At 62.5% G+C, this 12,859-nt stretch carries 11 protein-coding genes; 9 read left to right on the forward strand and 2 right to left on the reverse strand.

Annotated features, from left to right (window positions below):
• Positions 1-14 precede the first annotated feature (14 nt).
• Both J5M73_RS16000 and J5M73_RS16005 read right to left on the reverse strand, forming a co-directional pair.
• Positions 15-1,007 (reverse strand): NAD-dependent epimerase/dehydratase family protein, encoded by a 993-nt coding sequence (locus tag J5M73_RS16000; RefSeq protein WP_102860509.1) that lies wholly within the window; start codon positions 1,005-1,007, stop codon positions 15-17.
• Between the two features lie 97 nt (positions 1,008-1,104).
• Positions 1,105-2,004 (reverse strand): LysR family transcriptional regulator ArgP, encoded by a 900-nt coding sequence (locus J5M73_RS16005; RefSeq protein WP_102860508.1) that lies wholly within the window; start codon positions 2,002-2,004, stop codon positions 1,105-1,107.
• A 110-nt stretch (positions 2,005-2,114) separates the two neighbouring features.
• Between J5M73_RS16005 and J5M73_RS16010 the strand changes: the two genes are divergently transcribed.
• The 9 genes from J5M73_RS16010 (at position 2,115) to J5M73_RS16050 (ending at position 12,856) form a co-directional block, all read left to right on the forward strand.
• Positions 2,115-2,519, forward strand: a complete 405-nt coding sequence (locus J5M73_RS16010; RefSeq protein ID WP_102860507.1) for an ACT domain-containing protein — start codon at positions 2,115-2,117, stop codon at positions 2,517-2,519.
• A gap of 2 nt (positions 2,520-2,521) precedes the next feature.
• Positions 2,522-3,124, forward strand: coding sequence for a LysE/ArgO family amino acid transporter (locus tag J5M73_RS16015; RefSeq protein ID WP_102860506.1), 603 nt, complete (start codon positions 2,522-2,524; stop codon positions 3,122-3,124).
• 176 nt (positions 3,125-3,300) lie between these two features.
• Positions 3,301-3,897, forward strand: a complete 597-nt coding sequence (locus tag J5M73_RS16020) for a Fe-Mn family superoxide dismutase (RefSeq protein WP_011063080.1) — start codon at positions 3,301-3,303, stop codon at positions 3,895-3,897.
• A 303-nt stretch (positions 3,898-4,200) separates the two neighbouring features.
• Complete coding sequence (locus J5M73_RS16025; RefSeq protein WP_102860505.1) at positions 4,201-6,252, forward strand: GGDEF domain-containing phosphodiesterase; 2,052 nt, start codon at positions 4,201-4,203, stop codon at positions 6,250-6,252.
• Between the two features lie 164 nt (positions 6,253-6,416).
• Positions 6,417-7,757 carry an imelysin family protein gene (locus J5M73_RS16030; protein ID WP_102860504.1) on the forward strand — a complete coding sequence of 447 codons (1,341 nt, stop codon included), beginning with the start codon at positions 6,417-6,419 and terminating at the stop codon, positions 7,755-7,757.
• A gap of 189 nt (positions 7,758-7,946) precedes the next feature.
• On the forward strand, positions 7,947-9,371 hold the full coding sequence (locus J5M73_RS16035; protein WP_102860503.1) for a di-heme oxidoredictase family protein: 1,425 nt from the start codon (positions 7,947-7,949) through the stop codon (positions 9,369-9,371).
• 44 nt (positions 9,372-9,415) lie between these two features.
• Positions 9,416-10,480, forward strand: a complete 1,065-nt coding sequence (locus tag J5M73_RS16040) for an imelysin family protein (RefSeq protein WP_102860502.1) — start codon at positions 9,416-9,418, stop codon at positions 10,478-10,480.
• A gap of 2 nt (positions 10,481-10,482) precedes the next feature.
• Positions 10,483-11,580: a DUF1513 domain-containing protein gene (locus J5M73_RS16045; protein ID WP_102860995.1), complete on the forward strand. Its 1,098-nt coding sequence runs from the start codon at positions 10,483-10,485 to the stop codon at positions 11,578-11,580.
• Between the two features lie 124 nt (positions 11,581-11,704).
• Positions 11,705-12,856 (forward strand): efflux RND transporter periplasmic adaptor subunit, encoded by a 1,152-nt coding sequence (locus J5M73_RS16050; RefSeq protein ID WP_102860501.1) that lies wholly within the window; start codon positions 11,705-11,707, stop codon positions 12,854-12,856.
• Positions 12,857-12,859: the final 3 nt, after the last annotated feature.

The following is a 12,859-nucleotide window of genomic DNA, read 5'->3' on the forward strand; positions in this document are numbered from 1 at the left end:
TTCAGTCTTTGATTTCAGCTTATGTCCTGAGCCTTCCACCAACTGCAGAACTCATCCAGAGCGGCCCACAAGCTGACCTTGGGCTCATAGCCGAGGTAATGCCGGGCCCGGCTGATATCCAGGGTGAAGTCCTTGTTCATGACCTGCATCCCCAAGCGCGACAAGGTCGGTTCAGGACGGCCGGGCCAGAGCTTGCAGAGCCCCTCGTTGAGCGCCGCCACGCTATAGGCCAGGCCAAAAGAGCGATAGCGGGTGACTTGCGGCACCTGCATCTGGCGCATCACATAGTTGACCACGTCCCACAGCGGCACCGGCGCACCGTTGCTGATGTTGTAGACCTTGCCCAGGGCCGAGCCACTGGCGTGCAGGCTGCTGAACAGGGCCTCGTTGAGGTTGTGCACACTGGTGAAGTCGACCTTGTTCAGGCCGTTGCCGATGATGGCCAGGCGACCTTTGCGCTGCATCTTCAACAACCGCGGGAAGATACTCATGTCGCCGGCACCGGTGACAAAACGCGGCCGCAACGCAATGACCTCCAGCCCGAACTCCTGGGCACCGAAAACCTTCTGCTCGGCCAGGTACTTGGTGGCTGCGTAGGGGTGCTTGAAACGCTTGGGCACTTGCTCTTCGGTCAGCCCCAGGTGATCACGGCCATCGAAATAGATCGACGGCGAGGACAGATGCACCAGGCGCCGGACCCGTTGCTTGAGGCAGGCTTCGACCACATTCTCAGTGACCAGCACGTTGCCCTGATGGAAATCCTGATAACGCCCCCACAAGCCCACCGCACCGGCGCAATGCACCACGGTATCGACATCGCGACAGAGTTCGCGCACCAGGCCCGCATCGTTCAAATCGCCCTGGACGAACTCGGCGCCACGACGCACCAGATGATCCACCGCTTCGGCGCGACGGCCGTTGACCCGGACCTCCAGGCCCTGCTCAAGGGCAAAACGAGCAAAGCGCCCGCCGATGAAGCCGCTTGCGCCGGTAACCAGAATTTTCATGAATATTCCTAAACAAAGCAGTGACGAGCTACGAACTACAAGCCGCGCATTGAAAGTCGAAGCGCAAGCTGTGCACTGGCAGCTTGTCGCTTGACGCTTATGGCTGCTCCCAAGGCACCAGCCATTGTGCAGATAAACGTGCCAGGTGCTCGGTCAACAAGCCCAGCAATTGTCCGCCGTTGCGCCAATGATGCCAGTACAGCGGCACATCGATGGGTTTATCCGGCAAAAGCTCCACCAGCAAGCCTCGCTGCAGTTGCTCGCGAACCTGCAGTTCGGGCACCAGCCCCCAGCCCAGCCCAGCTTCGGCAAGACGGATGAAGCCCTCGGAAGATGGGCACAAATGATGTTCGAAACCGCCATCGACCCCCAGGGACGCCAAATAGCGATGCTGCAGGAAATCGTCGGGGCCGAACACCAACGCCGGGGTCCGAGCCAACTGCTCGGCGCGCACGCCCAGGGGAAAATGCCGGGCGATGAACGCCGGGCTGGCCAGGGCGCGGTAACGCATGGCCCCCAGCAGCAGGCTGCGGGCCCCGGCCACCGGACGCTCGCTGGCGCAGACACAAGCCGCCACTTCGCCGGCGCGCATGCGCTTGAGGCCCACCGTCTGGTCCTCCACCACCAGGTCCAGGAGCAAGTGATGTTCGGCGCAAAAGTCAGCCACCGCTTCGGCCCACCAGGTGGCCAGGCTGTCGGCGTTGAGGGCAATACGCAGGCGCTCCGGCAAGCCTTCTTCGTCCAGGGCCGGCACCAGGCTTTGCAGGTCCCGCTCCAGAAGGCGTACCTGCTGCACATGGTTGAGCAGGCGGCGCCCGATTTCCGTGGGCGACGGTGGCGTCACCCGCACCAGCACCGGCTGCCCGACCCGGGCCTCCAGTAGCTTGATGCGCTGGGAAATGGCCGACTGCGACAATCCCAGCACCTGGGCCGCCCGTTCGAATCCTGCCTGTTCGATCACCGCGGCCAGGGCAGAGAGCAACTTGTAGTCGAACATCATTTTTCCTAATGAGTGATCAGCACTATTGGTTTTTCTTATACCGCCTGGAGCGAGAAAATAGCCAGCGTAAAGCCTCTGTAATGCTTCTTCGCTCAAGGATTTTGTTCATGGCTGGTGAAACCTCCCTCGCTACCCTGCTACGCAGCATGAGCCCACAGCTCAACGACGGCGAGTACGTGTTCTGTTCCCTCACTGACCCCAGCCTGCTGCAGGACTGCGAAGTGCTGGGCAGCTTTCGCGAACGCGAGGGACTGACGGTTATCCTCCCGCGCCAACAGGCCGAGCGCCTGGGTCTGGCCTTCGATTACGTGGCGGCCTGGATCACCCTCAACGTGCATTCGGCCCTTGAAGCCGTGGGCCTGACAGCGGCCTTCGCTGGCGCCCTGGGCCAGGCCGGAATCAGTTGCAACGTGATCGCCGGCTACTACCACGACCACCTGTTTGTCGGTCAGGCGGATGCCCGGCGAGCCATGCAGGTTCTGCAAAAACTGGCCGCCGGCGAGGAGCAGTAATCATGTGGCAAAGCTATGTAAACGGTCTCTTGGTGGCCGCCGGCCTGATCATGGCCATCGGCACGCAAAACGCCTTCGTCCTGGCTCAGAGCCTGCGCCGTGAACACCACTTGCCGGTGGCGGCACTGTGCGTGACCTGCGATGCCCTGTTGGTGGCGGCCGGGGTGTTCGGCCTGGCCACCATCCTGACCCAGAGCCCGATGCTGCTGGCCGTGGCGCGCTGGGGCGGCGCGGCGTTCCTGATCTGGTACGGCGCCCAGGCCCTGCGCCGGGCCTGCTCGAAACAAAGCCTGCAACAGGGCGAAGGCCAGACCGTGCGTTCGCTGCGGGCTGTCATGCTCAGTGCCCTGGCGGTCACCCTGCTCAACCCCCACGTCTACCTGGATACCGTGCTGCTGATCGGTTCACTGGGGGCGCAACAAACCGAGCCCGGCGCTTACGTGGTGGGGGCCGCCAGCGCTTCGTTGCTGTGGTTCTTCACCCTGGCCCTGGGCGCCGCCTGGCTGGCTCCGTGGCTGGCTCGCCCCAGTACCTGGAGGATGCTCGACCTGCTGGTGGCGGTGATGATGTTCAGCGTGGCGTTCCAGCTGATCAGCGCTGCGTGACTTATTCCAAAAGGCTCTGGAACCTCTATCCCACACAGTTGTTGCGTGGTTAAGCCGCACCCCCGGTGCTATGATCCGAACCCTGCGCCGCAAAGAGTACAAACTCCCCGGCGCTTGTCTGGCCGCCCGTGATCGGCCTTGCGCTCACCGCAACTGACCTGATTAGGAGAATCATCATGGCTTTCGAATTGCCGCCGCTGCCCTATGCACACGACGCCCTGCAGCCGCACATTTCCAAGGAAACCCTGGAATACCACCACGACAAGCACCACAACACCTACGTCGTGAACCTGAACAACCTGGTGCCAGGCACCGAGTTCGAAGGCAAGACTCTGGAAGAGATCGTCAAAACCTCTTCGGGCGGCATCTTCAACAACGCAGCCCAGGTCTGGAACCACACTTTCTACTGGAACTGCCTGGCGCCAAACGCCGGCGGCCAACCTACTGGCGCTCTGGCCGAGGCCATCAACGCAGCCTTCGGTTCGTTCGACAAGTTCAAAGAAGAATTCACCAAGACTTCCGTTGGCACCTTCGGTTCCGGCTGGGGCTGGCTGGTGAAGAAGGCTGACGGTTCCCTGGCCCTGGCCAGCACCATCGGCGCCGGCAACCCGCTGACCAGCGGCGACACTCCGCTGCTGACCTGCGACGTCTGGGAACACGCCTACTACATCGACTACCGCAACGTTCGTCCTAAATACGTCGAAGCGTTCTGGAACCTGGTCAACTGGAAATTCGTGGCTGAGCAGTTCGAAGGCAAGAACTTCGTCGCTTAAGTCCGTTTGCAGTGCAAAAAACCCGGCCTGGCCGGGTTTTTTTTGCCTCTGACAAAGCCGGCATCTTGTCCCGCCCAGCCGAGACGCTAAGATTCATCTGATGTAAAAATCAACGCCGCCCCTCAAGTTGCAAGGCGTCGCTACCGACACACTATCCACAGCAAGAGCAATCCTGAATCTGATCACCCGGGCCTGGCCCGCAGACGTCCTGTTCTCGGCCTTAATGTCACTTTGACGGCCAACACGGGATTGCCAATACTCATGGCAACTTGACGCTACGCGCACGGAACAAGGAATAGCCCTTTGAAGCTGGAACTCAAAAACAGCTTGTCGGTGAAGTTGCTCCGGGTTGTGCTGCTGTCGGCACTCATAGTGGGCGTAGTCCTGAGCTGTGCCCAGATCGTCTTCGATGCCTACAAGACTCGGCAGGCGGTAGCTAACGACGCCCAGCGCATTCTCGACATGTTTCGCGACCCATCGACACAGGCGGTCTACAGCCTGGACCGGGAAATGGGCATGCAAGTCATTGAAGGCCTGTTCCAGGATGATGCGGTGCGCATGGCCTCCATTGGCCACCCCAATGAAACTATGCTCGCGGAAAAGTCCCGCGAGCTGCAGCATTCTTCCAGTCGCTGGCTCACCGATCTGATTCTTGGCCAGGAACGCACCTTCACCACCCAGTTGGTGGGCCGCGGCCCCTACAGCGAGTATTACGGCGACCTGAGCATCACCCTCGACACCGCTACCTACGGCCAGGGCTTCATCATCAACTCGGTGATCATCTTCATCTCCGGCGTCCTGCGCGCCCTGGCCATGGCACTGGTGCTGTACCTGGTCTATCACTGGTTGCTGACCAAACCGCTGTCACGAATCATCGAGCACCTGACTACCATCAATCCCGACCGCCCCAGCGAACACCAGTTGCCACTGCTCAAGGGGCACGAAAAAAACGAACTGGGAATCTGGATCATCACCGCCAACCAGTTGCTGGCCTCCATCGAGCGCAACACCCACTTGCGCCACGAAGCGGAAAACAGCCTGCTGCGCATGGCCCAGTACGACTTCCTGACCGGCCTGCCGAACCGTCAGCAACTGCAGCAGCAACTGGACAAGATCCTGGTGGACGCCGGACGCCTGCAACGCCGGGTGGCAGTACTGTGTGTCGGCCTGGATGACTTCAAGGGCATCAACGAACAGTTCAGCTACCAGACCGGCGACCAACTGCTGCTGGCCCTGGCCGATCGCCTGCGTGGCCACAGTGGCCGCCTCGGCGCCCTGGCTCGCCTGGGTGGCGATCAGTTCGCCCTGGTCCAGGCCGATATCGAACAACCCTATGAAGCCGCAGAGCTGGCACAAAGCATCCTCGACGACCTGGAGGCCACCTTCGCCCTCGATCATCAGGAAATCCGCCTGCGCGCCACCATCGGCATCACCCTGTTCCCGGAAGACGGCGACAGCACGGAAAAACTCCTGCAAAAAGCCGAACAGACCATGACCCTGGCCAAGAGCCGGTCACGCAATCGCTATCAGTTCTATATCGCCAGCGTCGACAGCGAAATGCGTCGGCGCCGGGAGTTGGAGAAGGACCTGCGTGAAGGCCTGACCCGGGAGCAGTTCTTCCTCGTCTATCAGCCACAGATCAGCTATCGCGACCACCGGGTGGTGGGAGTCGAGGCGCTGATTCGCTGGCAACACCCGGAACACGGCCTGGTGCCGCCGGACCTGTTCATTCCCCTGGCGGAGCAGAACGGCACCATCATCGCCATCGGCGAATGGGTCCTGGATCAGGCCTGCCGTCAACTGCGCGAATGGCACGACATGGGCTTCAGCGACCTGCGTATGGCGGTCAACCTGTCCACGGTGCAACTGCACCACGCCGAACTGCCACGGGTGGTCAACAACCTGCTGCAGATCTACCGCCTGCCACCGCGCAGCCTGGAACTGGAAGTCACCGAAACCGGCCTGATGGAAGACATCAGCACCGCCGCCCAGCATCTGCTGAGCCTGCGACGCTCCGGAGCGCTGATCGCCATCGACGATTTCGGCACTGGTTATTCGTCCCTGAGTTACCTGAAAAGCCTGCCCCTGGACAAGATCAAGATCGACAAGAGCTTCGTCCAGGATCTGCTGGATGACGACGACGATGCGACCATCGTGCGCGCCATCATCCAGCTGGGTAAAAGCCTGGGCATGCAGGTGATCGCCGAGGGCGTGGAAACGGCTGAACAGGAGGCTTACATCATCTCCGAAGGCTGCCATGAGGGTCAGGGCTATCACTACAGCAAACCCCTGCCGGCGCGGGAGTTGAGCGCCTACCTGAAACAGGCGCAGCGCAGCAACGCGGTGATCCTCTGACCTAAACAGAGCACTGGCCGGCTTGACCTGGCGCAGTCCCCTTCTGAATAAGAAATATTTACAAGCGCGACCCTTTACACATAATGCAAATCTTTCGCATTATGTTGCAGTTTTGCGCGCCCCCCAGCGCCGTCCACTCCCCCTCTCGAAGCAGGATGTTCGCCATGATTCGTATGCCTCTGGCTACCGCCAGTCTGTTGGCCATCGCTATTTCCCTCGCCGGCTGCGGCGAAGGCAAAGACGACAAGGCTGCCGCTCAAGCGCCGACCCCGGCCGCCAGCACTGCCACCCCAGCCACTGACGCTGCCGGCAAGGTCGACGAAGCCGCGGCCAAGGCTGTAGTCGCACATTACGCCGACATGGTATTCGCCGTTTACAGCGACTCCGAATCCACCGCGAAAACCCTGCAAACCGCCATCGATGCCTTCCTCGCCAAGCCCAACGACGAAACCCTGAAAGCCGCCAAGGCTGCCTGGGTTGCCGCTCGCGTGCCTTACCTGCAGAGCGAAGTGTTCCGCTTCGGCAACACCATCATCGATGACTGGGAAGGTCAGGTGAACGCCTGGCCACTGGACGAAGGCCTGATCGACTACGTCGACAAGAGCTACGAGCACGCACTGGGCAACCCGGGCGCCACCGCCAACATCATCGCCAACACCCAGATCCAGGTCGGCGAAGACAAGGTCGACGTGAAAGACATCACCCCGGAAACCCTCGCCAGCCTGAACGAGCTGGGTGGTGCCGAGGCCAACGTCGCCACCGGCTACCACGCCATCGAATTCCTGCTCTGGGGCCAGGACCTGAACGGCACCGGCCCTGGCGCCGGCGCCCGCCCTGCTTCCGACTACCTGGAAGGTGCCGGTGCCACCGGCGGCCACAACGAGCGTCGTCGCGCCTACCTGAAGGCCGTGACCCAACTGCTGGTCAACGACCTGGAAGAAATGGTCGGCAACTGGAAGCCGGATGTGGCCGACAACTACCGCGCCACCCTGGAAGCCGAACCGGCCGAGACCGGTCTGCGCAAGATGCTGTTCGGCATGGGCAGCCTTTCCCTGGGCGAACTGGCGGGCGAGCGGATGAAGGTATCCCTGGAAGCCAACTCCCCTGAAGACGAGCAGGATTGCTTCAGCGACAACACCCACAACTCGCACTTCTACGATGCCAAGGGCATCCGCAACGTCTATCTGGGCGAGTACACCCGTGTCGACGGCAGCAAGATGACCGGCGCCAGTCTGTCGTCCCTGGTGGCCAAGGCCGACCCGGCAGCCGACGCCGCCCTGAAAGCCGACCTGGCCGCCACCGAAGCCAAGATCCAAGTCATGGTCGACCACGCCAACAAGGGTGAGCACTACGACCAACTGATCGCGGCGGGCAACGAATCCGGCAACCAGATCGTGCGCGACGCCATCGCCGCCCTGGTCAAGCAGACCGGCTCGATCGAACAGGCTGCGGGCAAGCTGGGCATCAGCGACCTGAACCCGGACAACGCCGATCACGAGTTCTGATCAGCGCGGCTTCAGCCAAAAGGCGACCTGCGGGTCGCCTTTTTTGTGCCCGTGGCGCTCCGTTTCAGGCGCCTGGACGCTTCCTGGCAAGCTTGTCCTGAATCAAACCAAACGATAATTCCTCTTATTCAATCCAGGCGGCCCTGTTAGACTTTGCGCCCTTGTTTTGCTCGTCTTGCAGGATGTCCGATGCCCCCGTCGCTGCTTCGCTGGTCCGCTCTACTCATGGCCTTGAGCCTGAGTGCCTGCGATGACGCTCCGCGCTTTACCCAGGCCGAACCAGGGGAAGCCCGGGCCGGCGGCGCGACCACGGTCAACAAGGCCGATCGCAATGCCTTCTCCCTGCCATCGGCCAACCTGCCACCGACCCGACGCCTGGACTTCAGCGTCGGCAACAGTTTTTTCCGCAACCCCTGGGTGATCGCCCCTTCCACCACCACCGCCCGTGACGGCCTCGGCCCGCTGTTCAACACCAATGCCTGCCAGAACTGCCACGTCAAGGACGGCCGCGGCCATCCGCCCGCGCCGGATGCGCTGAACGCGGTGTCGATGCTGGTGCGCCTGTCGATTCCGGATACCCCGGCCTACGCCAAGGTCATTGAGCAGGTCGGCGTGGTGCCGGAACCGGTGTATGGCGGCCAGTTGCAAGACATGGCGATTCCCGGAGTCGCCCCCGAAGGCCGGGTACGGGTCGAATACGATCCGCTGCCCGTACGGTTCAAGGACGGCACCCAGGTGGAGTTGCGCAAACCCAGGCTGCAGATCACGGACCTGGGCTACGGCCCAATGCACCCCGAGACGCAGTTCTCCGCCCGAGTGGCGCCGCCGATGATCGGCCTGGGGTTGCTGGAGGCCATTCCCGAAGCGGCAATCCTGGCCAACGCTCGGCCCGCTTCCGGCAATAAGGCCATTGCCGGACGACCCAACTGGGTCTGGGATGACGCCCAGCAAAAGACCGTACTCGGGCGTTTTGGCTGGAAAGCCGGCCAACCCAACCTCAATCAACAAAATGTTCACGCGTTCTCTGGTGATATGGGCCTGACCACCCGCCTGAGGCCCTTCGATGACTGCACCGACGCGCAAACCGCCTGCAAGCAGGCCCCCAACGGCAATGGTCCGGACGGTGAGCCGGAGGTCAGCGACAACATCCTGCGCCTGGTGCTGTTCTACACTCGCAACCTGGCGGTACCGGCGCGCCGCGATGTCGATTCGCCCCAGGTCCTGGCCGGCAAGAACCTGTTCTTCCAGGCCGGCTGCCAGTCTTGCCACACCCCAAGCTTCACCACTGCGGCCAACGCCGCCGAACCCGAATTGGCCAATCAGGTGATACGCCCCTACAGCGACCTGCTGCTGCACGACATGGGGGAGGGCCTGGCGGACCACCGCACTGAGTTCAAGGCCAGTGGCCGCGACTGGCGCACTGCGCCCCTGTGGGGCATCGGCCTGACGGAAACCGTCAGTGGCCACACCCAGTTCCTGCATGACGGCCGCGCCCGCAACCTGATGGAGGCGGTGCTGTGGCATGGCGGCGAAGCCGAGGGCGCGAAGCAACAGGTTCTCGCCTTCAATGCCGAGCAGCGTGCCGCGCTGCTGGCCTTTTTGAATTCGCTATAAACATTCGTCTCATCTGCTTTCTCCACAACAAAGGGAGCCCGAACATGTTCCGCCCCAAACTGCTGTTCACCAGCCTTGCCGCACTCGCCCTGGGCGCCTGCTCGCCCCAGGACCCACAAGCCGTGACCTCGGCCGCTATCGCCAAACAGGTGATCCTGCCGACCTACAGCCGTTGGGTCGACGCTGACCGCCAACTGGCCATCAGCGCCCTGGCCTTCTGCGAAGGCAAGGAAAGCCTGGACACTGCCCGTGCCGACTTCCTCCACGCACAAAAGGCCTGGGCCGAGCTACAACCGCTGCTGATCGGCCCGCTGGCCGAGGGCAACCGCGCCTGGCAAGTGCAGTTCTGGCCGGACAAGAAAAACCTCGTAGGCCGCCAGGTCGAACAACTGGTCAGCGCCAATGCGCAGATCGATGCCGCGGCCCTGGCCAAGTCCAGTGTGGTGGTGCAAGGCCTGTCGGCTTACGAGTACATCCTGTTCGACAGCAAGATCGACATGGCCGACAGCGCACAGAAAGCTCGCTACTGCCCACTGTTGACCGCCATCGGTGAACGTCAGAAACAACTGGCGGAAGAAATCCTGGCGGGCTGGAATACCAACGACGGCATGCTCGCGCAGATGAGCAAGTTCCCCAACCAGCGCTACGCCGACTCCCATGAAGCCATCGCTGATTTGCTGCGGGTCCAGGTCACTGCCCTGGATACCCTGAAGAAGAAGCTCGGCACGCCGATGGGCCGCCAGACCAAGGGTATTCCTCAGCCGTTCCAGGCCGACGCCTGGCGCAGCCAGTCGTCCCTGCAAGGCCTTGAGGCCAGCCTCAGCGCTGCTCAGACGGTCTGGGCCGGAGTCGACAACAAGGGCCTGCGCGGCCTGTTGCCAGCCGATCAGAAGCCCCTGGCCGACAAGATCGACGCTGCATACGCCGCCTCGCTGAAACTCTTCGCCAGCACCCAGCGCTCGCTGACCGAAATGCTCGGTGACGACGCCGGGCGCCAGCAGCTCAATGATCTGTACGACAGCCTCAACGTGGTCCACCGCCTGCACGAAGGTGAACTGGCCAAGGCGCTGGGTATCCAACTGGGCTTCAACGCCAACGACGGTGACTGATGATGCTGCGACGTCAGGCTTTGGTTCTGGGCAGCCTGCTGCTCAGTGCGGTGACCTTGGGCGGCTGGACGCTGTTCAAGCAAAAGGGCAAACAGCCCTTGCTGCTTTCGGCCAGGGACGATGGTGACGGCAAGCATTACGCCGTCGGTTATCAGCTGGACGGTAAACAGGTGTTTGCCACCCAGGTCGGCCAGCGTTGCCATGACATCATCAATCACCCGCAGTTGCCGATCGCCCTGTTCGTGGCCCGGCGCCCGGGCACCGAGAGTTACCTGATCGACCTGCGCAACGGCGCGCTGCTGCAGACCGTGACCTCACAACCTGACCGGCACTTCTACGGTCACGCGGTGATCCACAAGGATGGCCAGTGGTTGTACGCCACCGAGAACGACACCCGGGACCCCGGCCGCGGCCTGCTCGGGGTGTATCGCTTCGAAGGCGAGCGTCTGGTGCACAGCGCTGAGCTGTCCACCCACGGTATCGGCCCGCACCAGGTGTCGTGGATGCCCGACGGTGAAACCCTGGTGGTAGCCAATGGCGGCATCCGCACTGAAGCCGAGAGCCGGGTGGAGATGAACCTCGATGCCATGGAGCCCAGCCTGGTGCTGATGCAGCGCGACGGCACCCTGTTGAGCAAGGAAACCCTGGCCCAGCAGATGAACAGCGTGCGCCACATGGGCATCGCCAGCGACGGCACCATCGTCACCGGCCAGCAGTTCATGGGCGCCGCCCACGAGCCCTCGGAACTCCTGGCAATCAAGCGTCCGGGCCAGCCCTTCGCGGCCTTCCCGGTGCCCGAACAGCAGCTGCAAGCCATGGGGCACTACACCGCCAGCGTCGCGGTGCACAGCGACCTGCGCCTGGTGGCGCTGACCGCCCCCCGGGGCAACCGTTTCTTCATCTGGGACCTGGACAGCGGCGCAGTGCGGGTCGATGCGCCCCTGCCAGACTGTGCCGGGGTCGGCGCCGTGGCCGACGGTTTCGTGGTGACGTCGGGACAAGGCCGTTGCCGCTTCTACGACTGTCGTCAGACACAGATTGTGGCAAAGCCGCTGGATCTGCCCGCAGGGCTCTGGGACAACCATCTGCATCTGATCTGAAAAAACCTCCCCGGCCTTGGCGCCGGGAGCTTCGCTGAACGACAGGACGCTCATCTGGAACCCGCACGCGACTCGGAGTAATGTCTACCGGGCTTGTTTACCGGGCTTTCCAAGGAAGCGGAATATGCTGCGTCGCCGCATGCTGATCATGCTGGGTGTGGTCCTGTTGGTCGTGCTGTTGCTGGCCGGCTACAAGGCGTTTTCGATCTACAAGATGGTCCAGGTCTACTCGGCCCCCAAGCCGCCCATCAGCGTGGCGGTGATTACCGCCGACGAGCGCCCCTGGCAAAGCCGGCTGCCCAGTGTCGGCAGCCTCAAGGCCCTGCAAGGGGTCAACCTCAGCCTGGAAGTCGCCGGTACGGTCAAGGACCTGCAGTTCGAATCCGGGCAGCAGGTCAAGGCCGGCCAGCCGTTGCTGACCCTGGACAGCGCGGTGGAAAGCGCCCTGCTGGAAACCGCCCAGGCCGACCTCGGCCTGGCCCAGCTGGATTTCGGACGCGGCAGCCAACTGGTGGGCAGCCAGGCGATTTCCAAGGGCGAGTACGACCGACTCTCGGCACAGCTGCAAAAAAACAAGGCCACGGTCAACCAGCTCAAGGCCGCCCTGGCCAAGAAACGCATTCTCGCCCCCTTTGCCGGCACGATCGGCATCCGCCAGGTGGATATCGGCGACTTCCTGGCCAGCGGTACGGTGATCGCCACCCTGCAGGACCTGAGCAGCCTGTACGTGGACTTCTACATCCCGGAACAATCGGTGCCCAAGATCCGCCTGGGACAGACCGTGGAACTCAGCGTTGCGGCGTTCCCCGGAGAGTCGTTCCCCGGCAGCATCAGCGCCATCAACCCCAAGGTCGAGAACAGCACCCGCAACGTGCTGGTACGCGCCACCCTGGCCAACCCCGGAGGCCGCTTGCTGCCAGGCATGTTCGCCGACCTGCAAGTATTGCTCCCCGATCCGCAGCTCAAGGTCGTGGTACCTGAAAGCACCCTCACCTACACCCTCTACGGCAACTCGGTGTATGTGGTAACGCAAAAGAAAGCCGCCGACGGCAGCCTGGAGAAAGACCCCAAGGGCCAGCCGCTGCTGGTCGCCGAGCGGCGCTTCGTCGACACGGGCGAGCATCGCGGCGGCCTGGTGATGATCAACAAGGGCGTGAAAAAGGGCGAACAGGTGGTCAGTGCCGGTCAGATCAAACTGGATAACGGCGCCGACATCAGCATCACTCCGGACAAGCTGCAACCGGAACAGCCGAACAGCCAGCCCCGCGCCGACTGATCA

Origin of the sequence: Pseudomonas sp. 50_B, assembly GCF_017491625.1 — a bacterium.
Lineage (GTDB): Bacteria > Pseudomonadota > Gammaproteobacteria > Pseudomonadales > Pseudomonadaceae > Aquipseudomonas > Aquipseudomonas danubii.

Coding starts and splice junctions, on each gene's coding strand:
- J5M73_RS16000 (WP_102860509.1), bottom strand. CDS start 1,007: ATGAAAATTCTGGTTACCGGCGCAAGCGGCTTCATCGGCGGGCGCTTT.
- J5M73_RS16005 (WP_102860508.1), bottom strand. CDS start 2,004: ATGTTCGACTACAAGTTGCTCTCTGCCCTGGCCGCGGTGATCGAACAG.
- J5M73_RS16010 (WP_102860507.1), top strand. CDS start 2,115: ATGGCTGGTGAAACCTCCCTCGCTACCCTGCTACGCAGCATGAGCCCA.
- J5M73_RS16015 (WP_102860506.1), top strand. CDS start 2,522: ATGTGGCAAAGCTATGTAAACGGTCTCTTGGTGGCCGCCGGCCTGATC.
- J5M73_RS16020 (WP_011063080.1), top strand. CDS start 3,301: ATGGCTTTCGAATTGCCGCCGCTGCCCTATGCACACGACGCCCTGCAG.
- J5M73_RS16030 (WP_102860504.1), top strand. CDS start 6,417: ATGATTCGTATGCCTCTGGCTACCGCCAGTCTGTTGGCCATCGCTATT.
- J5M73_RS16035 (WP_102860503.1), top strand. CDS start 7,947: ATGCCCCCGTCGCTGCTTCGCTGGTCCGCTCTACTCATGGCCTTGAGC.
- J5M73_RS16040 (WP_102860502.1), top strand. CDS start 9,416: ATGTTCCGCCCCAAACTGCTGTTCACCAGCCTTGCCGCACTCGCCCTG.
- J5M73_RS16045 (WP_102860995.1), top strand. CDS start 10,483: ATGCTGCGACGTCAGGCTTTGGTTCTGGGCAGCCTGCTGCTCAGTGCG.
- J5M73_RS16050 (WP_102860501.1), top strand. CDS start 11,705: ATGCTGCGTCGCCGCATGCTGATCATGCTGGGTGTGGTCCTGTTGGTC.